Origin of the sequence: Brasilonema sp. UFV-L1 (genome assembly GCF_012912105.1) — a bacterium.
Classification (GTDB): Bacteria; Cyanobacteriota; Cyanobacteriia; order Cyanobacteriales; family Nostocaceae; genus Brasilonema.
The window spans coordinates 1-22,879 of sequence record NZ_QMEA01000104.1; the positions used below are offsets into that span (position 1 = coordinate 1).

A 22,879-nucleotide genomic window follows, 5' to 3' on the forward strand; every position below is an offset into this window, starting at 1 on the left:
GCTGTATTCTGCATTCTTCTTCAAACTGGTAACTGATAACTGATAACTGACAATGTTTTTCTCTGGGCGAGTTCAAAAGCCTTAGATTCAGTTTGTGGAAGTATGAACCATCAAGCTGTCTAAATAGGCTAATGTTTGCTTTCGCAGAGAATGTAAAAACAAGAGTTTTTACACTATTGCTGATACAGTTATTTTCTTTGAGGTGACTTCCTGCTTTTGAAGTTATAGCTTTTAACCCACCAGATGCAGTTCAATCAACTGCTTCTTCAACACAACAACTTTCTTTCTAGGCATTTCGTAGCAACAGGAGAAATGTCTCCTTCATTCACCTACAGAAAAATGCAATTGTTGTTGAACTTCTCGTGGTACTTCTATTCAAATACAACTAAATACTAAGGGGGAGTGTCTCCAACTTCTGCCATGATGTTAAAATCGACCATCGGTGCAAACAAATAAGCACTTCCGCGATTGCTATAACGGCTTTGCTGCAGCCAGTTTTTTGGTTGTGCTACTTTCATCATGTTGCAGGCAGATGGTTTACCAACTAACTAGATCACGCTTGTTGTCACGACGCGATTTTATCAACCATAGCATTTATAAGTCATATGGTAGGCACAATGGCATCAGACTACAGACGTATCTTGACTCTTCTGGTCTGATAATAGCAAATAGGAAGAAGCGGTTTGATGGGAAACTCAAAGCTTAACCAAACTTTCACTTAAATGACTTAACGTAATAAACGTGTGTTTATCTCTCGCAAACATTATGACATCACCACCCCAGCTGCTGACCGATCCGTTTGTGCAACTACCAACAGACACTTCAGTGCAAGTCGTGTGGTTTACTGAATTTGCTGGTTATGGACATGTCGTCACCGTAGGTGAGAATTTAGCGCAAACTGCGATCGCTACAACGACTCAACTCAAGCGCATACGCGAAGATCAACACTCACGAGTCAAAAATCAAACTGAAGACGGACAAGTTTATCAACATCCTGTCTCACGTGACATTTGGCGACACGAAGCCCAAATTACAGGCTTGACTCTTGACACGCGAGTTTCTTACCGTATAACAAGTGTAAGGGAAGATGGCGAAAGTGTTAGTAGCAAAGTGTTTACTTTTGCACCCAAGCCTAGTCCTGGTAAACCACTAAAAGTTCTACTGACTTCTGACCATCAAATCAAGCCAATGGTTGCAGCAAATCTGCAAAAGGTAGTCGAGACGATTGGACGAGTTGATGCGGTTTGGTTTGCTGGTGATTTGGTCAATATTCCGGATCGCGCCTCAGAATGGTTTGATGATAATCGTGGCGGTGCGTTCTTTCCTTGTTTGCAAGGTCGTGCTAATTATGAAATGAACAGCAACGGAGTCAACACAACCTACACAGGCGGCGAAATCATTCAACACGCGCCGATGTTTACTTGTATTGGTAACCATGAGATTATGGGACGCTATGGACGTGAGAGCATAAATGATGAATTTGATGCGACGATTCCTCGTGCAGTTGCTCTCAAGTTATATGGAGAGGAATTTTTAAAGGATAATTCTTTTAATAGTGATACCTATGAAGAGATTTTTACCTTACCACAAAGTCAAGAAGGTGGAAAAACTTACTACGCAGTCAGCTTTGGTGACGTGCGGTTAGTTGTTCTGTACGCGACAAATATGTGGCGGACTCCTAACTTAGATGCACAAGCTAGAGGTCGATACCGAGAACGAGAAAAAGATTTGGACACTCCAGAAAATTGGGGTTACGGACAACATATTTATGAACCAATTGCCAAAGGAAGCACGCAGTACAATTGGCTAGCACAAGAACTTAACAGTCCTGAATTTCAGCAAGCAAAATATAAAGTTGTGATGTTGCATCATCCGCCTCATACATTGGGTGGTAATATAGTTCCTGCATATACAGAACCTGTACAAATCACCGAACGCGATGCTGATGGCAACATCAAGGCAGTTCGTTACGAGTACCCCAAGGATGCAGATTACCTCATCCGTGATGTTGTGCCTTTACTTGAGACTGCTGGTGTGCAGTTAGTATTTTATGGGCATTCTCATTTGTGGAACCGCTTTCGTAGTCAGTTGGGAATGCAGTTTTTAGAAACTTCTAATGTTGGTAACTCTTACGGTGCTGCTTGGGATGACAATAAGCGAGAAGTCCCTGTTGGGTACAAAGAATCTTATGCTGAACTTGGTAATCCTAATGGTTTAGAACCTGTAGTACCAACAATTGTCCCATTATTGGGAGAAGATGGTAAACCAATGCCCTACATTGCAAGTAATGATATCACGGTTTTTAGTATCTTTGACACAGGTACGGGTAGAATTAGCAGCTATCGTTTTGATACGCGTAAGCCAGATTCGGAAGTTATTAAGTTTGATGAGTTTGAGTTGAAATAAAGAACACTCTTGAATGGCGATCGCCGAAGTGGCGGCTTCCGCATTGTCTTTCTTTGCGGCGAGGACGTGGTAGCATCGCATGAAAATAATTTTTCTGTACTCAGTGCGATCGCAAGGGTGTAAGGGGATGTCATAAGTTTTAAATTTTTACATTTGTGCGTCCGGAATCAGCTTTTTCAGAAGTGATTTTAAGTATAACTTCACACAAAACATGAAGGTCAATTCGCAACAAACGTAGTCGAGTTTAGAGAAAGGACAAATTATGAACGCTATTTCCGTTGTACTTAAGGAAGGTTCAAAAGGTGCAGAAGTAACTAAGCTACAAGAAAGTTTGAAAAAACTCAATTTTTATTCAGATGTTGTTGACGGTATTTTTGGACCAAAAACTAAGGAGGCTGTGATAAATTTTCAAAAATCACAACAACTCGTTGCTGACGGTATTGTGGGCGAAAAAACTTGGTCTAAATTAAATGCAGCATTGCAACCAAGTGATCCACGTTCCAATTTTCGGGTGATTAACGTACAAGAATTTATCTCTTCTAACCGGATTAAAGTCTCTAATCCAAAAGCAGTCGCTGTACAATTGTTTGACAATCACAAAGAAGAAGAGGGAAAAAAGTCAGAGGAGATCGTAGTTGCATATCCGACAGGAGAAACTGCTGAGATTGTGCATACCATAGTAGGATTGCCTGATGATTCAGTCAACGCAATACGACGACGCATCGAATTAAAAACCAAACAAAACAAGTGGGAGATTGTTTGGGTAGGTGAGCAATATAAATGTCAACTAGGTCGAGGTTCTCAAGATTGGTCTAGTAATCTTTGCTCATAACAATCACCTTCGCCAAAAAGTAGGTATTAAGTTTGATGAGTTTCAGTTGAAATAACGAGACTTTATTGGTTTCCATATATTAACGACTGAAACTGGGTTAGGACTTGTTCCTAACCTAGTACAACGTGGTCCAAATAAAGCTACCATTCCAAAGCACAGCATTAGAAATGTTAGTCTTTCCAGTCTTGCCTCTGGTGAAATGAGTCATGACTCTTGATTTTAGAGTCGTATTTTCTCAAAACGCTCTCAAGCTTAATAGTAATTTGATCAATCCTCTGTTTGACTTTTTGGATGTCAATAGTTCTCCAAATGTCTATGCCGATAAATTTTTTATCATCTTTACTGTTGTTAGACACGGTATCTTTGGAAAAAAAGTTCTACGCTTTGTTTTGATTGTCTACAATTTTTACAAACTGTAATGATTTTGGGTTCTCTCTTTTGGTATAAAAAGAACGCAATATACTCTTTTAGTGTCAATACTGCTCGGTTAACAATATTTTGGAGACTAGAAACCCGGTTTCTAAACGATGAAATACTTACCCACCAGACGTTTACAAGAAACCGGGTTTCTAAGTTATTGCTATCCCTTGCAGTATTGGTTTTATAGGACTTACGCAAAAACCCTTTTAAACACTCTTACTTCGTGCTCTTTGCGTCCTACCCTGCGGGAAGCCGCTCCGCGTCTATGCGGTTTATTTTCTCATTATTTTGCGTAAGTCCTGTTTTAGTGTAAAATCTTCATAAGATAGCGAAAATTGCAAAAAATCTAAATTTTCAACTTTCTTCTTCTTTGATAACTTGTGAACTTTTTCATCGGTTGCGCTATTTGGGCATATAAAGGTTGGGTAGGCGAACTTTTCCCTCAAGGAACTCGCCAAAGTGATTTTTTGCAACTCTACAGCCGACGCTTCACCACTGTAGAAGGTAATACTACCTTCTACGCCGTGCCTAATCAAGAGACAGTCACCCGTTGGGCAACACAGACACCCCAAGATTTTGAATTTTGTCTGAAATTACCGCGAGATATTACCCACAACGGACGATTGCAACCTTATATCCCTGATGCTTTAAAATTTTTGGAAGGAATGCGTCCTTTGGGTAAACGTCTTGGACCTGTTTTTGCTCAGTTACCCCCAGCTTATGCACCTACACTGATTGATGATCTGGGCGCATTTCTCGAAGCTTTGCAGCAAACGGGCGTTCGTTTAGCGCTAGAAGTTCGTCATCAAGACTGGTTTACAGAACCATTTGCTGGTGAGTTGACAACACTTTTAAAAAGTCTTGGTGTTGGAAGGGTTCTGCTAGACTCGCGTCCTATCTACACCGGAGATGATGATCCGCAAATACAATCTGAACGTCGTAAACCCAAGGTACCTGTGCAATTTAGCGTGACAGCGCCTTTTAGTCTGATTCGGTTTATTTCCCATCCCAATTTACCAGTGAATCAGCCTTTTATGGAAGAGTGGGTGACTCAGATTACGCAGTGGTTGCAACAGGGAACGCAGATTTATTTTTTTGTTCATTGTCCTGTGGAAGAGCGATTACCTTCGGTAGAGCTTCGCTTAACGCCTACTACAGCGCGTCATTTTCAAAAGTTATTGGAACAAAGTGGTGTCGCAGTTCCTCCTCTTCCCTGGAATATCCTTGATAATCCCCCGAATCAACTCAGTTTGTGGTGAGCGTACTGTGGTAATTTGAGTAGAAGAGCTAAAGGAGGGTTAGATGAGTCGTCTTCTTTATGAAAATTCTATTTCATATAAAGGTTATCTCATCATTCCGTTTGTCTTTGGTAACATTGATAGTTACGATATTTATTCATATAAAATCTTATCAGAGATTGCACAGAAAAGTCAATTTCACAAAGCAGAAAATCCAGCAGGAATCTATGGCAGTAGTATAGAAAATATTATTGATATTGCCAAAGAACATATTGATAAATATTCAGATTTTGTCAGTCATTGCGATAATTTTAAATTTCGCTACGTTTACCGCAACAACTTAATTATCGTCTTTCAAGAGGCTGGTAAATATTTCTATGACCATTATCCGCCGGATTCACTGAATAATATTGCAGCACCAAAGTTATTTCTTTCGGAATATGAATGTTTGAGATGGATTAAGCAAGGTATGGATGGGTTGCACACACGGTAAATATAAAATGGCACTTCACGAGTTTTGCTTTAGTTATCCGGAATTGGCAAAGGCGCAAGTGTTAGTATCTTTAAGAAGCGCGTAAGGAGAAAGAACGATGACTGTATTGTTAGCCGTCAAGGTAACCTTGACTACCCTAAACCATCGAACACAAGGCGCAGAGATTCTCGTTCAGTCCTTTGTATTGTAGGAATGAAGCTCAAAAATCCTCTGTGTATCTTGTGCAAAACAAGTAGCACACATTGAGGAAATTAAATGAATTTAGATTGTTTAGGCTGGAGCAATTTTTTTGCTAACAGCTTTGAACCCTATCGCCAAGAAGGATTTACTGTTGGTAGGGTAGCCATTGAACATAGAAAGACATACATCGTTTACAGCGAACACGGGGAACTGTCAGCAGAAGTGACAGGTAAACTGCGGTATCGGGCTTCCCAAACTAAAGATTTTCCTGCAGTCGGGGATTGGGTTGTTATCCGTGCAAGAGATTGTGAAAAGCAAGCAACTATCCACGAGATTTTGCCTAGGAAAAGCAAATTTTCCCGTAAAACAGTAGGCGCGAAAACAGAAGAACAAATTGTTGCAACCAACGTTGATACTGTTTTCTTAGTCTCTGGATTAGATGGAGATTTTAATCTTAGAAGAATTGAGCGCTATCTGATTCTGGCTTGGGATAGTGGTGCAAATCCGGTGATTGTCTTGAATAAGGCAGATTTGTGTGAGAATGTTGAACAGTGTTTGGCTCAAGTGGAGGCGATTGCCCTCGGCATATCCATCGTAGTCTTAAGTGCGACCAATCATCAAGGATTTAATGCCTTAAAACCACACCTCCAACCAGGACACACGATTGCTTTACTTGGTTCATCTGGCGTTGGTAAATCTACCATTACCAATCAACTCATGGGAACAGCTGTTCAAACTGTTCAATCAGTGCGACAAGGTGATGACCGAGGTAAACACACAACGACTCATCGAGAGTTAATTGTACTGCCAACAGGCGGTTTAATTATGGATACCCCAGGAATGAGGGAAATCCAAATTTGGGCGGGTGACGAAGGTTTGCAAGAAACGTTTGCAGATATTGAAACATTAGCACAGCAGTGTCACTTTCGTAATTGCCAGCACAGTTACGAACCAGGTTGCGCAGTACAGCAGGCGTTGGACGAAGGGAGACTTGATTACCAAAGGTTTCAAAACTACCAAAAACTGCAAAAGGAACTCAACTACCTTGCTCGCAAACAAGACGAAAGACTCAATCTAGCTGAGAAAGAAAAATGGAAGAAAATTCATAAAGCTATGCGAAATCACAAGAAGCATTAGATAGAAACACAAGAACCCGGTTTCTCGAAGAAACTGGGTTTCTTAATTTACGGTAACCAGAATTCAGGCAAAATAGATTTGCCAATTTGACGCGCCGTCTTGTTAACAGTTCTTGCTAATTGAATGTGTGCCTCATCTGTTTCCACAGGTATAATTTTGGCTGGCGTACCTTCTCCAAAATAGGAAATCACTAAATTTGCTGCTTCTAAACCTGTAACGTAAGCTTTTTCCTGTGACCAGGAACCATGACGGGTTACAATCCAATCACCACTCATAAAAACATTTTTAAAACTCGTTAATGCTGGTAACATATAACGATAGCTACCAGGTGCAAAATGAGAGACAGCTTGTGGTAGACGAATCACGCTGCTATCAACAACTTTGGCTTTGCGAAACTCCGGCACACAATTTGCTAAATAACGCTGAACTCTTGGAACAATTTCCTCATTTTCTAAGGAAATAAACTGATTAGCATGATAAAAATCAGCTTCAACAACTGTACCAGATTCGTTACGGTACTCGTCATGCAATGCATTCAAATCAAAAAATGTCCAACCGGTTGCTGTATCAAATCCAAAACAAGCATTAGAAGGACGAGGAATATGAATCTTACGGTCAAACCATAGCCGAGTTGCTAAAACATCAATTGCTCCTAGATTGCTGACATTGCGAAATTCATCACGCTTTTGCAAGCTGGGGCTATTTGATAAAATCTTTTTCATCCCAGTGATACCAACAGCAAAAATGACTGCATCAGCCTCAAAGATTTCATTATTGCAAACAACTCCTGTGACTTGATTATTGTCATCAACAACTAAGTCAGTGACTCGACGATTTGCTAAGACCTTTGCCCCTGATTTTTCAATACGTTCTACCCAAGGGCGAAAGATTTTTTCTCCTACAGTTCCCCGACACCAAACTACATCAAAATCCGGTTGATGCGCCAAGATAAAATAGTAAAGCATTCCTATCGTTGCTGCTGCCGAACACTGTTCTCCTGGAGCAAATAAGCCCACCAATAACATTGGTTCAAAAGATTCGCGGTAGAGTCGTGCAGAAACGCCAAAATCTTTGAACAATTCACGAGCAGTTACAAAATCATAACGCCGCCAAGCTTCATCAGAATTATCAAAATCAATAATGGCGTAAAGTAAAGGCAAGGCACTAAGGCGATCAATCAGTGGCAAACGTTTAAACTGTGTATATAGGAAAGTTCCCAAAGGTGTGGGGAGTTGTGGTAACTCCTGAAAAATGGGTGATTCAACTTCTAACCCTGCTGGAGAATATTGCGATGAACGAGTCCAAGTTGTAAAGGGATTAATTCCTAGTTGATTTATCAGAGAAAAGATATTTCTGTAAGGATACCAAAAACCATGAATACCCGCTTCAACAGAACGTCCTGTGGCTGTTTTCCAACCTGCAACCAATCCACCAGGATAAGAACCTGCTTCTAGTAGTGTCACGTGGTATCCTTGTTTTGATAAATGGTCAGTTGCTCCTAAACCAGCCCAACCAGCACCAACAACCACCACTCGCTTGTCTTGTGACACCTGTGACATATAACCCTCCAATTTTATCCCACCATCAAATTTAAAACATTTGGTGGAGATATCCTCTCATTTTGAATGTGTTAGTAGCGTGCCGTAGGCAGCGAATGCGCGATCGCTCCTTTGTAACACATTCACGCAGCGTGTCCTCTGGACATAGTGCCATACTTTGAATTAAGCCAAAGGCTGAGACGAACCATCAATCTACCTGGAGTGACTCTTTCACACTATTAAGCATTCGCAAGGCTATATCGAAATCGGGAATAGCGTGGTACAGGCATTGTTTGCTTTGCAATTCTACATAGAGTGCAAAAACTTCGTGTTCAGACGCGAAAATCTCAAGTTCATACTGGATTTCTCCTCTAGCTGCGCTTGTGACAATTGCTTGCTGAGAATATCCGTGTTGGGTAAGCCAGATCGTGTATCTGTCAAATAATGGCACTTGTTTTTGGCTACCGTATTCGATTAAAGTTACTGTCTTAGCTTTCTTAAACTGTTTAATTTGTTCTTGGTGCATTTTAATTTGAAGATAATGAGCTTTATTAGCAATAAACTGACAACCAAGCTCGATATAAATAGCTTTAAATGCCTTCGCTCGACTAACAACTTCCTTCGACTTAGCTCTAAATATTTTCGACTGACTAACAATTTTCTTCGACTGAGCTCTAAATGCTTTTGACTGACTAACAACTTTCTTCGACTGAGCTCTAAATGCTTTCGACTGACTAACAATTTCCTTCGACCTAACTATAACTTCATTAGCAATACCTTTCAAAGGTTTTATTCTCCTGCTTAAGAAATATCATAATAGTACGCAAAAAAAAGTACTGTACGGCACGCGAACAAGCTATTTATTGTCTGACAAACACTAACACTACGTTTCTCGATTCGACCATGACCTTTATTTATGTGGGAGACAGTAGATTCCGGTATAAAATTTATTTTAACAACTCTATTAATTGCTCGCGGTAGCTGGCAATCCAATCCCCTATTGCCAAAAATCCTTTATTTCCGGGCGCGATTGCGCAGGGCGCAGACGTCAAAGGCGTATCGCCAGGGTATGTCGTAGCCCAGCACAAGGACAGGGGTCTCTAAGCTCCACAAAAGCTTCGATAATTGCTGGCTGACTCATGATAGTAGATACATTCCATTGGTAGTGCTGCATTATACCATGCAACTTTTACATTTAGAATGAAATAGCCCGCCAGACCAATACAGTCTCGAGTAACTCATCTTATACTAAGTTGCGTTCAAAGAAATAATTTCAGAAACGAACCGCAAAGACGAGGCAGTGCGTTGCCAAGAGAAGTTTGAGCGGAGGTTTCCTCCGATCAAAGCTATGCCCTACGGGCACGCTGCGCTATCGGGGGGTTCCCCCCGTTGTAGCAACTGCCGTGCAAAGAGCGCTTTAGCGCAGCGTGCCCGTAGGGCATAGGAAGAAAAAAGAAGATTACCTGTATGAATGCAACTTGGTATTAGACGATGTGGAGCGTACTTTTTTACAAAGTCTCAATACTACAAAAATTGCTGACGCTTTGATCAGCGTCAGCAGCAGATATAGCTGTCAGTGTCGGGGACACTACAATACACATTAAGTAAAAAAAATGAAGAAATTCTGAGGTATCAAAGAAGCCAAAACTGACACTTCGTGTACAGCTTTGATAGTTTACGTCACAATCTAATTTACTTTAAATGTCCGCACACCCTCTTGCAACTGCTGGGAAATCTCCACTGTTTTTTGCAGAGATGTGGAAACTTGAGAAAATGAGCTGCTTGTCATTTCAGAAACTTTGGCAATGTCTTGCATGAGAATCGAGACTTCTCGGGAGGTTTGCACTTGAGAAACTGTAGCATCAGAAATTGACTGCACTAATTGATCAATGTGACGACAAACTTCAAGAATATGGTTCAAGCTGTGTTTGGTATTTTGAGCCAGATGAGTTCCTTTAATAACTTGCGTGCTTCCCAACTTCATAGCCTTGACAACTTCGCTAGTTTCTAGTTGGATATTGGCAACAATTTCTTCAATTTCTGAACTGGCTTGGCTACTTTGAGCTGCTAATTCAGAAATTTTTTCAGCAATGACAGCAAAACCTTGCGCTTCTTTATCAGCACGCCCTGCTTCGATATCAGTGTTGATAACTAAATTAGTGTTGATCACTAACAAGTTAGTTTGTATGGCAATTTGATTAATTAATGCCACCACACGCGAAATTCGTTGCAAAGACTCTCCAAGACGCTTGACTTTGATCTCTGTTCCCTCCATGACTTCGCGCAATTTGAAAGTATTTTCGACTGTCAAGTCTATAGCTGTACTACCTACTTCGGCAGCATGATATGCTGTACCAGCAACTTCTGCAGCTTGTTTGGCACTTTTTGCGACAGCTTTAATCGATTGCCTCATTTGATCAACAGCATCCAGGGTAGTGTTAATTTCCTGTGCTTGTTTGAGTGTTTCAACAGCCAGTTCACCCATTGAGCTTGAGTTATCTGCAACTGCAGCATTTACCTGAGTTGCGGCTAGTTTGACTTGGGTAACAATCTCCCGCAAACTTTCTAATAAAGAGTTGAAAAAGTCAGCGACGGTACCAATTTCTCCATCGGTCACTTCAGCACGTACCGTCAAGTCACCTTGATATGCTCCTTCTAGATGGTCTATCAACATTAAGAGTTGTATTTGTAGTGTTTCTTTCTGCTGACGTTGCAGTTGAGAAGCTTTTTCTGCAGCTTGACGTTCTTGTTCAGCTTGCTCTAAAAAATTGGCTCGTTCTAAAGCTAGCCCAAGAATTCTGGCAAATTGCTCAAACAAATCGATTTCCGATTGTTGCCATAGACGAGGTTGGGAGCATTGATGGGCGATTAATAAACCGAGCAAGTTGTTATCTACCAAAATTGGTGCAACCAAATTTGCTTTGACTGCAAACGGTTCTAGTTGTTTGAGATAACATTCGTTCAGCTCAGCCTGGTAAATATTATTGATGGCAACAACACGACCTTGGCGATATTTGTCAATATAATTTTTCAAACATGGATCGTAAATTTTTGCACCTAAAGAACAAGGCAAACCTACAACTAGCGATTCTGCAATGATGCTTCCGTGGAAATTTTCGTCTATTTTGTAAATGAGTGCTCGCTCCACTTTCAAGGCTTTACGAATACTTTGAACTGCTAAATTATAGATATCTTGTGAGTTTTGAGTTTTAGACAAGTGAATGGCAAGGTCTTTGAGTGTCTTTGTAACTTCAAATAAACTCACATGTTCTAAAGTCAATCCCACTTGAAGTGCCAACTGCCGCAAGAAATGAATTTCATAGGGCTGCCAAACATGAACTTTCTGACAGTGATCAGCAATCAAAAAACCTAAAACTTGGTTATCTTTTAAGATTGGCGTTACCAAATTGGCTTTGATTTGCAATTTTTTCATCAATTTCTGATGCTCAAGAGAAAAACCTGCTTCCGAGACATTGTTAACAGCCATAACCTGAGCTTGTTTGTAAGCCTCTATGATTTCTCTATGAATACAAGCATCTTCAACTGTCTCCCCAAAAGCTACAGGTAAACCAGGAGCAACAGATTCAGCTATGACTTGTTCGCCTCCTTTCCCATTGAACTGATAAATAACGACTCGATCCGCTTTGAGTGCTTTTCTTGCTTCTGTGACTGTGATTTTGAACAATTCTTCAGCATTAAGCGAAGAGCGAATTGAGAGCAAGATGTTTGTCAATAACTTTAATTGCTCGGCTTCAGCAGTTTGTTTTTGTATTAAATCTTCTACTTGGTCTGTTATGTGATTAATTTGAGAAACTAAGATTGCAAGTTCATCTTTGCCTTTGATTGCAATCCGAGTATCAAAATTACTTTGACCTAGTTTTTGCACTGCCATATTAGCAGCTTCAATTGGCTTCATCAAACAATTAGCTATACATGCTGCAATTCCACCAACTAGTAATCCCGTTATAAACGTCCCGATCTCCAATGCTAGTAATAATTGTCTCTGGGTTGCAAATGCAGTTGCTGTATTTTGACTCAATACTAATGTCCAGTTCAAATCTGGCAAACCTGCTACTTTTTGCCAAGGCACATGAGTCACTAATTTCTCTGTATTATGTTTTTTGTCAAATAATATGTGAGTTTTTATTTTTTTATGTGCTTGTAGCTTTTTCCAGTTAGGAATTTCTTCTTTTGCTTCTAAACTCGTTTGATTCCCTGTTTTAGAGAAAAAGATTTTTCCGGAAGCATCTATGAAGGCGTAATCATCTTGAGTCACTTGGGGAATCAAGACCTGTTTTACCAAAGATTTGACGGGTATAATTGTCCGGATAACATAGAGGATTTCACCCGTATCACTGTCTTTGACAGGTGCAGCTATGTAAATTTTAGATTTCTCTAGGTTTTGTGTAGCTGTAGACTGACTAATATATGGCTCGTTATTTTTGAGGACTGCTTGAAAATACTCTTCGTTTTTCTGGTTCGGAATCAATTGTCCTCCTGAATCTGCAACCAAATTACCCTCTATATCAAAAACGGCAATATTTTCATAGCTATTTTCAATATTTAAATAGTTACTTAGCCGTGCTTGCATTTGTTCACGGCTGATGACTCCAATCAATTTGTGATTTTGTAGAAGTGTCAACTGAGAGAGGATTTCAATATCTCCATATCGTCTCAGCATAAAATTGCTAATATTATTTGCTAATAAGCTGGCTTTTTCTTGCCTGTTAATAATAATTTCTTTTGTCGTTGATTGGTTCAACAAGTAATCGGTGACTGCCCCAAGTCCTAATACTGGCAAATTTCCAATCAGAAAAGTAAATGCTATCACTTTGGTGCGTAAACTTGTCCGCCTTAACCAAGAAAAAATATCTTTTTTCTCAAAGTTTGTAACAGGATTTTCTTGCAATTTTCTGAATTTTTTTTGTTGTATAACCATATACCAATCTTTGGAACTGAGGTACTTGAAAGGTTACATTTGAAAATTTCCATTGGATGGAAATTTTTGATGAATGAGTAGATGCAAGTTCCTGTTTCAAAAAGACTGAACTAAAGCGTATAACTTTTTTCGTTTAGTGCATTAGAACCTTCTAGATTCCAATTCAGAAATTTTGCAATCTGGGAAACCAGAGTTAGAGAGTTAAAAGGTTTGGCGATCGCCCCCACCGCACCTAATCCTAAAAACTGATGCCCTTCAGTAACACTCTGGTTAAATGTTAAAAAAACTACAGGTATTCCTTGAGTTTTGTCATTTAAACGTAATTGTTGCAAATAAAACAGACCATCCATTTCTGGCATGATCACATCTAAAAGGATGGCATCAGGTTTTAACTCCTGTGCTTTGAGTAAACCCTCTGTGCCGGATGTTGCGACTTCAACCTCCCATCCTGCCAGGGTTTGCAGACAGGTTTTTACAATGAACAGTATGTTAGGTTCATCATCAATACATAAAACTCTTTTAGCAACAGGTTTTATCATTGTCTTTGGTTCCTGAGCACTAAGTATGAAGCTATACGATGAAGATGAGGAAATTCTGAGGATTCATAAGATTTGCCGCCGTCTAAATAATAAGTCTTTCACTAAATACGATATCAGACATTTTCTCAGGCAAACTTATTCCCATTCCAATAGTACCTTAACCTGATCTGACAACTGTATAGGGTCAAAAGGTTTGGCAATCACACCTGCAATCCCTAACTGTGCAGATTCATTTGAGCTTATAGGGTGTGTCTTAGCAGTGAGCAAAATCACTGGAATTGTTCGGGTAACCGCATTGATTCGCAATGCATATAACAACACCAATCCGTTCGTATCCGGCATCATAACATCTAGCAAAATCGCATCAGGAATTTCAGTTTCAGCCAAGAGCAGTCCCTCGCTACCAGAATGAGATATTAGCACTTGCCATCCTCCTAAATGTTCTAAACAAACTTTAATAACTGCACACAGATTTCTTTCGTCATCAATGACTAAAATGCGCTTTGCAAACATAGTTTGAAAATATAGTTTTATTATTTGTAGCTTTCCAGTCATTAGACAGATTCTTCTGTCTCTTTTTGAAGATAAATCAAAAAAATAAGAAAATAATGAGGTTTTTCAGAATTATTTCATAAAGATACTTTCATAAAGATATAAAGATATAGTTAATTAAGCAAAACTGGTGCAGAGCTAGGGTCAACAATTAGGGGGGTCACGGGTGTAAGGGTATAAGGGTGTAGGTCCTAACAGCAACCGTATTGTAATATAGCCTTATGTTTACAAAACAAATACTATGCTATTGCTGAGCATTTTCTACTAATTAAACGATTTGGTTCACCAATTTCAAGGGATCAAAAGGTTTGGAAATCACGCCTATGATGCCTAACTGTGCATATTGTTTCAAGTCTATCTGCTGCACTTTAGCAGTCATCAAAATCACTGGAATTTTTTGAGTCAATGGATTCTTTTGTAACTGTTCAAATAGTGCCAGCCCGTCCAGATCGGGCATCATGACATCTAGCAGGATAACGTCAGGAAGTTGTGTTTGAGCTAATATTAGTCCTTTGCTAGCTGAGAAAGCCGTTAGTACTTGCCAATGTCCTATGTTTTCTAAACAAGCTTTAATCACAAGACACAGGTTTTTCTCGTCATCAATGACCAAAACACGCTTTATTGACACTCCCCAACCTAAAGGTACGGGGATTCTTGGGCTGAACTTGCCTCCGCCAGGTTTCCCCTCTTACAGGTCTTACGGTTCATACTTGTCCGAGACACAGCTTTTTACACTACGCCCCACTTAAGGACACGCCACATGCTACAAGTCGGCAGAGCCGCCCAACGCAGTGGCTCAACTCCCCAAGCGTTTACCCGTTTCAGGGTACGTTCCCATGTGCCCCATGGTACGTGGATTACTCCAAAGCTTTTTAATTTTTGACAATCGTTTGAAAGTCTTAGCTGTTTATCGAGTTCTCGCTGCTCGTTGCCCCTAAAATTTCTAACTCAAAGTGTGTCTTAACTGTTTCACGATGTTAGAGGAGTTTCACCCCGGCGTCTCGATTATAATACGTTTTGGCTAAAGCCGTCCTAGAAGGACGGGGCTTTAAACCCAGTTTTTCGGTAACATAGCTCTACCGTGAAAGTGTGAACTTAGCTTTGAGGCGGTCGAGGTAGAGTGAAGTAGAAAACGCTTCCTTTGGTTAAAACACTCTCGACCCAGATTCCGCCCCCATGCTGTTGTACAATACTGCGACAGATTGCTAAACCTAAACCAGTTCCTCCTTTTTGGCGTGAGTCACTAGCATCAACCTGTTGAAACCGTCCAAAAATCGCTTCTAGCTTGTCACTGGGAATACCTCTTCCTTGATCTTGAACTTTAAATAAAACATGATCTGCTAAAAGTTCAACACTCAACGTGACTGTAGTTTTTGGAGGTGAAAATTTAATGGCGTTGCTTACCAAATTGACAAGAGTTTGGATAATTTGGTCTGGACCTCCCCAAACTTGCACGGAACAAGGTAAAATAGAAAGTGTAATGTTGTTTTCTGCTGCAAGCGATCGCATAGTTTCTACACACTGACGCATTAATGTAGCAGCATCGCACCATTGCTTGACCAAAAAAACTTTGTTAGCTTCTAGGCGTTCTAAGTCGAGAACATCATTTACCAAACGAACCAAACGTTCTGTGTCGCTAGCGGCGATTTCTAACATTTGTTGAGAAGTTTCGGGCTGATTTTTGAGTACGCCAGCCGCTAGTAATCCCAAAGAACCGCGAATAGAGGCAAGAGGTGTTCGCAGTTCATGGCTGACAATTGAGATAAATTCTTGTTTCATTCTCTCAATCGCCTGACTTTCCGTGATATCTTCTACTGTACCAACATGACCGACGAGTTCACCTGACTCGGAAAAGATGGGAACTATCTTAACCTGAGTAAACCGGATAGTTCCATCCTGGTGAACAAAACGCATCTCGTGAGAGAATTCTGTGTCTAGTGAGAATGCAGTCGGATAGACTTGAGAAAGTTGGTAGTCTTCAGGGTGAATAAACTGTGTCCAACCATAGCCAAGAGCTTGTTCAAAGGTAAAGCCACAAATTGCCTGACAACGAGGATTAGTATAGATAATTTGTCCTTGAGCATCTCCTTTAAAAATACCCACAGGTGCCAACTCACTCAAAGAACGAAATAGAGTTTCGCTACGGCGTAATTTTAATTCTATTCTTCGGCGTTCGTGCAGTTCTTCTTTCAGTTGCTGGTAGAGTTGTGATTGTTGAATGGCGATCGCCATTTGGCTAGTTAACTGCTTGAGTAAGTCTATTTCACAGGTTTGCCATTCTCTTGGTTCGCTACATTGGTGGACTATAAGCAATCCCCAAATGGTTTGCTTTTGGATAATGGGAATCACTAACTCTGCCTTAACTTGAATTTCTGCTAAAAAGTCCGTAACACAGCAAGGTATTATTTTCTCCTGCTTACTGTTGTCATTAAGGATGTAAATTTCTCCTTGGAGATAGCGTTGGCGACATTGTTCTGGGAAAGCCTCTTCAGGAAATGTCCGATCTAAAATCCTAATCCATTCTTCTTCGACAACAGCTTCAGAAACGATTTGTCCAGTCCCATCTGGCTGCATTTGGTAGACTATAACTCGGTCAGTTGCGAGCAATTTATGTACTTCGACGACGACATTATTAAGGATTGTTCTTAAGTTGAGAGACTGGCGTATTTCTTGAGTCAGGCGTGTCATCAACTGTTCTCGTTCTACTTGCTGTTGCAGGATTGTTTGAGAACGTTCCAGTTCAAGTGTACGTTGTTGAACTCGGAGTTCTAATTCCTCATTAAGTTGCTCAAGGGCTGCTTCGGCAAGTTTACGTTCTGTGATATCTTGTGCAATCCCAACTAAGCGGTGGAATTGTCCCAACTCATCCTTGAGTGGAAACCCTCGTTCTTGAATCCACCGTACTGTTCCATCTGGACGGACAATGCGATACTGATGCTCAAATTCTTGAGGTATTGTTTGACGAAAAGTTGCCTGCGCTTTTTCAGCGTCCTCAGGATGTAAGCTATTTATCCAGTCATCCCAACTATCATACAAGTTTTCACATTTACGCCCCCAAATTCTTTCGTAAGCCGGACTAACGTAGATGAGCTGCTGGTTTGCAAAATTCATTGCCCAAAAGACATCTTGAACATTCTCTGCAATTTGGCGAAATCGTTCCTCACTCTCTCTGAGAGCAACTTCGGCAAGTTTGTGTTCAGTGATATCCTCTGCAATTCCAATGATACGTTGGATTTGTCCAAATTCATCCTTAATCGGAAACCCCCGATCTCGAATCCACCGTACTGTTCCATCTGGACGCACGATGCGATACTCATGTTTAAATTCTTGGTGTTTTTCTTGATCAAGAGTCGCTAGCACTCTTTCACTGTCATCCGGATGTAAGCTACTTATCCACTCATCAAAACTAGGATACGAGTTTTCAAACTTACGTCCCCAAATTTTTTCGTAAGCTGGACTAACGTAGATTGTCTGGTTCTTTATGGGGTTTACTACCCAAAAGACATCCTGAATATTCTCTGCAATCTGGCGAAACCGTTCTTCACTCTCTCTCAAAGCAACTTCGGCGAGTTTGTGTTCAGTGATATCTTCTGCTATTCCAATGATACGTTGGACTTGTCCAAATTCATCTTTAACCTGAAACGCCCGGTCTCGAATCCATCGTATCGTTCCGTCTGGACGCACAACGCGATACTCCGTGTCATACGTATTTACAAGTGTGTTTTGACAAAGATCAATATATGAAGTGTAAACTCGTTCCTGGTCTTCAGGATGAATACCATTCACCCAGTCTAACTCATTGGCGTACAAGCTTTCACGCTTACGCCCCCAAATTTTTTCGTAAGCTGGGCTAACGTAGAGTATCTGGTGGTTTTTACCGTCAGACATCCAAATAACATCGTGAATGTTCTCTGCTATTTGGCGAAACCGTTCCTCGCTCTGTTGCAAAGCTACTTCGGTAAGTTTTTGTTCAGTGATATCCTGTGCTATCCCAATGAAACGCTGGACTTGTCCAAACTCATCCTTAATCGGAAACCCCCTGTCTCGAATCCACCGTACCGTTCCGTCTGGACGCACAATGCGATAGTCCGGATTAAACTCTTCACCTTGCAACACGGCTTCAAAATTCAAAGCTTCCACTCGTTCCTGGTCTTCAGGATGGATAGCATTGATCCAATCTCTCCAATTGGCGTATAAACTTTCGCGTGTGCGCCCCCAAATTTTTTCGTATGCTGGGCTGACGTAGATTATTTGATTATTAATGTCATCTGATACCCAAAAGACATCTTGTATATTTTCTGCTATCTGGCGAAATCGCTCTTCGCTCTCTTTCAATGCAATTTCTGCTTGCTTTCGCTCAGTAATATCTCGCTGCACTGATACCCAGTGAGTATACCAACCAGTTTCATCTTTGACTGGAAAAATACTGATTTCGACCCAAAATTCTCTGCCGTCTTTAGTATAGTTAATCAACTCAACCTGCACTGATTGCCAGTTTTGCATTGCTGCGCGAGTTTTATCTAAAGCTGCTCGGTCAGTTTTTTCTCCCTGGAGGATACGCGGTGTCTTGCCTAAAACTTCCTCTTGAGTATAACCTGTCACTTGGGTAAAAGCCGGGTTCACATAGACAATTCGCGGGCCAGGAGAGTCAAGAGGTTCAGCTTCAGTAATGATCACTGCGTCATTGGTATGCACAACGACAGACTCCAACAGACGCAGTTGTGATTCTTTAGCTTTGCGATCGCTAATCTCGATAATAGTTGCTAGCATCCGCATTGCTTGACCTTGATCGTTATAAAAAAATCTTCCCTTTGCCGAAATCCAGTGCATTTTGCCATTCGGCTCACAAATTCGTAATTCTTGATGATAATCACGCCTTTGGGTACGTGCTTCATTCAAAGCGAATTTCACAGCTTCTTTATCATCCGGGTGAACAAGAGCCATAGCAGCGTCGTAAGTTTTTGGAAAAGTTCCAGGTGCTACTCCAAGTAACTGTTCGTCACTGCTTGAGAAAATAACACTATTACTCAGCAAATCCCATTCCAAAATAACCATTTTGGCTGCTTCTAAAGCTAGGGCTAGTTGCTGATTAACCTTGGCTATTTCATTAACAGGACACATAAGATTTTCTAGGATTTGTTCTCAATATCTCAAAATTCTTTGTTAAGTTTTGTTAAAATAGTACTACAGCCGTGAATTTCCTGACTACGGCGTTTGATGAACAGTTAACTTTTGTCTGTGTGTCCGCTCTAACCGATTAAGGACGCGAGTAACCAGTTGTTCTGCCATAAGTGACTTACGTACATAATCATCAGCTCCAGCTGCGTACACTTGATGCACTATTTTTGCATCAAAATGGACAGAAAGAAACAGTACAGGCAAATGACTCCAACGGCTATCTTGACGAACCACTTGACATAGTTCAATCCCATTAAAATCAGGCATTTCAATGTCTAAAATCAGCAACTTGGGAGCCGTCGCTTCTAACACCTTCCAAAATTGTTGAGGGTGTTGCAGTGTTGTGACGTTGAATCCCCAAGGTAAAAGCAATGTTTTCACATGATTTAGCACAATGGGGTCATCATCTACAACCATGACTTTCGCTTTAGGAGTAGTATGTTGATGTAGTGCTGTCCTGACAGCAAACAACACCTCATCAATAGATACAGATTTTTGTAAAAAGATATGTGCTCCCAGACGTGCGGCTTCCACTCGATAACGAAATTGATTGGATGCGGTAAAAATGATAACCGGAATTTCAGACTGATGTTGAGCTATTTCTGCTAAGAAGGCGAAACCATTGTCCTGTGAGTAGGAAAAAGTCAAATCCAGTAAAATGACATCAGGAGGGCGCTGAGTCATGATGCTACTTGCCGTAGTAAAATTTGTTACAATTTCTACCTGCAAATTCCAAGTTGCTGCTTCTACTTTGATTAGTTCTGTGAACACAGTATCATCATCAATGATCAGCACTCGTGCAGATGGTATTTTAAAGGTAGGAGGTGTAGCAGGTGTAGATGGCTGCTGGTGTAATATTTTTTTCAGTGATGTGATTAATTTTTCTAACTTCTTTAACTGCAAGGGTGGGCATTGCTTCTCAAAGTTGAGGGTTTGCAGTAATATTTCAATTTCCCGTGCTATCTCTGAACCTCTATGCAAACCATAACATCCCAAAGTACCAGCTAAGCGGTGAGCCTCTATCTGTGCTTGTTCAAGTAGCTGACTGTCTCGGTTTCCAGTTGGTAAGTGTGCTAACACTCGTTCAAATAACTTTAACTGTTCTCCCAACCGATTCTCTCTAAATTCTTCCCATATTCTTTTGATCACAGTTTTAACCTCTGCTTCAGCTTTGTGCTTTTCCAAAAGCTCGGTATGTGATATCGTTTTGTTCAGACTGTGGTTATGTGATCGTTGTGTGCTATCTTGCTTTTCATGTTCTCGTAGCCGATAGCCTAATCCGTAAACTGTCTCAATCAAATCTTTGGTCATGCCTACTGCTTTTAGCTTTTGCCGTAAACCTTTAATTTGCGTTGTCACAGCTTCTTCTCCAGGAGATTCAAAGGACGACCAAACGCTGTCAAGCAAAGCACTTCGACTGAATGTTTGACGAGGATTTCGCAACAGGAGCTCTAGTATACCATACTCTTTGGGGGTGAGGTGCAAACTCTTGTTGTTGTAAGTCACTTCTCGAATGTTTGTGTCAAGTTGTAAGTTTTCCCAACTGAATACTGTGGACGTCATCACCCTTTCTCGCCGCTGTAAAGCTCGAATCCGAGCGACTAACTCTGATATATCAACAGGCTTGACTAGAAAATCATCTGCACCCACCTCTATACCCATAACGCGAAGGTTGGTACTATCAATTGCAGTCATCATCAGAATAGGCACTTGGCAACCCTCCAGACGGAGTTGGCGACAAAGATTAAGACCATCTATCTTAGGAAGCATGACATCTAGCAGAAGTAGATCATACTCAAATGTCTTTGCCAACTCAAGACCAGATTGACCATCATTTGCAATCTCAATCTGGTATTTATACGCTTTGAGTGCTTTTTCAAGTAACAAAGCATTGAGGTCATCATCTTCAACAACAAGAATTTTCATGCGAAATACTCCCTTCTTGAGAGATCCACTTTTACTCTAGGCAAGAACATTAAACCCAATTTTTCAAATTGTTTTTCAGTAGAAAATTAGTCCTTTTTTAAACAAGACACAGTTGTGGTGTATGCAAGTTAAGGGTGTTTAGCATATCGTTTGATCATATTTGCATAGGAAGCCACCTTGAGTATCAAGAATAATTTCTAAAAAGACAGTATAGCTATAGAATTGATATTTTTATATAATTTTCTCAAAGTTTTCACTGAAATCATCCGTCCGTAAAAACACAAATAATTCCAAAGGAGGAACAAAAAGCTTGTATTCTAATATAGATTGATTTTCTGCGTAACGTACAGGGGTACGTGCTCTGACTAAGTATCAACTCAGCTACAATAGAATTTGCCTCGACACAGCCTCCTGTTACTAAGTCTAGCTTTGCTTTAATAGTGATGAGTATATCTGCGCTCTAGAGAAGATATCACAGCCCTGGTACCAACCCAAAAAAGGACAACCAAGAACATATTCATTCCTAAATGAGGAATAATCTAATGAGCAAATCAGTAAACAGCAAAATCAGTTTGAATGACTTTCAACTTCAAGATGGCATCTATTTCCCTAACGATTATGCACAGTTGAACAGTACTGAACAAAAACAAAGATGGGACAAAATTGGCGAGACATACTACGGTTCTCAAAAAATTGAACAAGCAGAAGAAACATCACCACTGAAACAAGATTACACTCTTTTAACCGGAAGACCTGGAGGAACTTGGAATAAGTTTCCGATCAACAAGTCTGTAGATTCTATTCTTGAAATTGGCTGTGGTTATGGTCGAATTCCTTTGTTTCTTTCAAAAGATAAAAATTTAAAATGTCAGAAATATTATGGAATAGACATCTCTGAATCTTTATTGCGACGCTTACTCAAATGTAAACAAGAATATGATTTTTTCCCTGGAGCAGAATTTTCTATTATTTGTGCTTCTGCTGAATTATTGCCTTTAGAAGATAATTCTGTAGATTTGATAATTTCTAATTGTGTCTTTATGCATATACCAGAAGCGCAAATTAGAAAGCTCTTGGTTGAAATCTCTCGTGTCCTCAAACCAGGTGGAACTTTCGTATTCAATCATTCTTTTCACAACAAGTCTTGTCCTTCTCATATTATTCATAATTTAATCAGAAGGTTCAATCCAAAGCAGAACTCAGTTTATCTCAAGCAATATTCTGCAGCAGAAATAGATGCAATGTTAACTGCTTCTGGAATGAAAGTTAAGTGTCCACAATACACTGTAGAACCAACACAAGAATATGCAATTTTACCAGAAACGATCAAAGGAATCCGGATACCATTTGCTAAATTAATTAATAGAAGTCTCAAGCCATCAGCAGCTATGAAAGAAACTTTGGCTTATGGCTATAGTGCTTACAGTAACCAACTAGACTAACTTAAAACAGTACACAGTACACAGTGAAGGAGTCAGGAGGAGCCAGCGCCGGGGTGAGG

The 22,879-nt window shown here is 40.4% G+C and carries 16 protein-coding genes; 7 read left to right on the plus strand and 9 right to left on the minus strand.

Translation table 11 applies throughout. The features are described from left to right. Positions 1-392: 392 nt before the first annotated feature. Entirely contained in the window at positions 393-521 is a 129-nt protein-coding gene (locus tag DP117_RS37050; RefSeq protein WP_282440324.1) for a hypothetical protein, read from the minus strand. A gap of 244 nt (positions 522-765) precedes the next feature. Here DP117_RS37050 and DP117_RS24635 point away from each other — a divergent pair, with 244 nt between their 5' ends. The 6 genes from DP117_RS24635 to rsgA all read left to right on the plus strand — a co-directional run bounded on the left by DP117_RS24635 (position 766) and on the right by rsgA (position 6,706). Next, positions 766-2,406, plus strand: coding sequence for a fibronectin type III domain-containing protein (locus DP117_RS24635; RefSeq protein WP_169220867.1), 1,641 nt, complete (start codon positions 766-768; stop codon positions 2,404-2,406). 262 nt (positions 2,407-2,668) lie between these two features. Further along, positions 2,669-3,238 carry a peptidoglycan-binding domain-containing protein gene (locus DP117_RS24640; protein ID WP_169220868.1) on the plus strand — a complete coding sequence of 190 codons (570 nt, stop codon included), beginning with the start codon at positions 2,669-2,671 and terminating at the stop codon, positions 3,236-3,238. A gap of 206 nt (positions 3,239-3,444) precedes the next feature. Continuing rightward, complete coding sequence (locus tag DP117_RS24645) at positions 3,445-3,657, plus strand: hypothetical protein (RefSeq protein ID WP_169220869.1); 213 nt, start codon at positions 3,445-3,447, stop codon at positions 3,655-3,657. Positions 3,658-4,038: 381 nt separating this feature from the next. Continuing rightward, a complete protein-coding gene (locus DP117_RS24650) occupies positions 4,039-4,917 on the plus strand; it encodes a DUF72 domain-containing protein (RefSeq protein ID WP_169220870.1) in 879 nt (292 codons plus the stop codon). Positions 4,918-4,960: 43 nt separating this feature from the next. Continuing rightward, positions 4,961-5,389 (plus strand): hypothetical protein, encoded by a 429-nt coding sequence (locus DP117_RS24655; RefSeq protein WP_169220871.1) that lies wholly within the window; start codon positions 4,961-4,963, stop codon positions 5,387-5,389. A gap of 255 nt (positions 5,390-5,644) precedes the next feature. Further along, the gene (rsgA, locus tag DP117_RS24660; RefSeq protein ID WP_169220872.1) at positions 5,645-6,706 is read left to right on the plus strand and encodes a ribosome small subunit-dependent GTPase A; all 1,062 of its coding nucleotides are present in this window, start codon (positions 5,645-5,647) and stop codon (positions 6,704-6,706) included. Positions 6,707-6,753: 47 nt separating this feature from the next. Here the strand turns inward: rsgA and DP117_RS24665 are convergent, their stop codons facing one another. The 8 genes from DP117_RS24665 to DP117_RS24700 form a co-directional block, all read right to left on the minus strand. Next, positions 6,754-8,265 carry an FAD-dependent oxidoreductase gene (locus DP117_RS24665; RefSeq protein WP_169220873.1) on the minus strand — a complete coding sequence of 504 codons (1,512 nt, stop codon included), beginning with the start codon at positions 8,263-8,265 and terminating at the stop codon, positions 6,754-6,756. A 187-nt stretch (positions 8,266-8,452) separates the two neighbouring features. Continuing rightward, on the minus strand, positions 8,453-9,028 hold the full coding sequence (locus DP117_RS24670) for a hypothetical protein (RefSeq protein WP_169220874.1): 576 nt from the start codon (positions 9,026-9,028) through the stop codon (positions 8,453-8,455). 903 nt (positions 9,029-9,931) lie between these two features. After that, positions 9,932-13,183: a GAF domain-containing protein gene (locus tag DP117_RS24675; protein WP_169220875.1), complete on the minus strand. Its 3,252-nt coding sequence runs from the start codon at positions 13,181-13,183 to the stop codon at positions 9,932-9,934. A gap of 110 nt (positions 13,184-13,293) precedes the next feature. Beyond that, positions 13,294-13,722, minus strand: coding sequence for a response regulator (locus DP117_RS24680; RefSeq protein ID WP_169220876.1), 429 nt, complete (start codon positions 13,720-13,722; stop codon positions 13,294-13,296). Between the two features lie 135 nt (positions 13,723-13,857). Further along, entirely contained in the window at positions 13,858-14,235 is a 378-nt protein-coding gene (locus DP117_RS24685) for a response regulator (protein ID WP_169220881.1), read from the minus strand. Positions 14,236-14,542: 307 nt separating this feature from the next. After that, a complete protein-coding gene (locus DP117_RS24690; protein WP_169220877.1) occupies positions 14,543-14,902 on the minus strand; it encodes a response regulator in 360 nt (119 codons plus the stop codon). 467 nt (positions 14,903-15,369) lie between these two features. Beyond that, positions 15,370-19,395 (minus strand): PAS domain-containing protein, encoded by a 4,026-nt coding sequence (locus tag DP117_RS24695; protein ID WP_169220878.1) that lies wholly within the window; start codon positions 19,393-19,395, stop codon positions 15,370-15,372. Positions 19,396-19,479: 84 nt separating this feature from the next. After that, positions 19,480-21,378, minus strand: a complete 1,899-nt coding sequence (locus DP117_RS24700) for a response regulator (protein ID WP_169220879.1) — start codon at positions 21,376-21,378, stop codon at positions 19,480-19,482. A 542-nt stretch (positions 21,379-21,920) separates the two neighbouring features. Here DP117_RS24700 and DP117_RS24705 point away from each other — a divergent pair. Next, positions 21,921-22,820, plus strand: coding sequence for a class I SAM-dependent methyltransferase (locus DP117_RS24705; protein ID WP_169220880.1), 900 nt, complete (start codon positions 21,921-21,923; stop codon positions 22,818-22,820). The last annotated feature ends 59 nt before the right edge of the window (positions 22,821-22,879 follow it).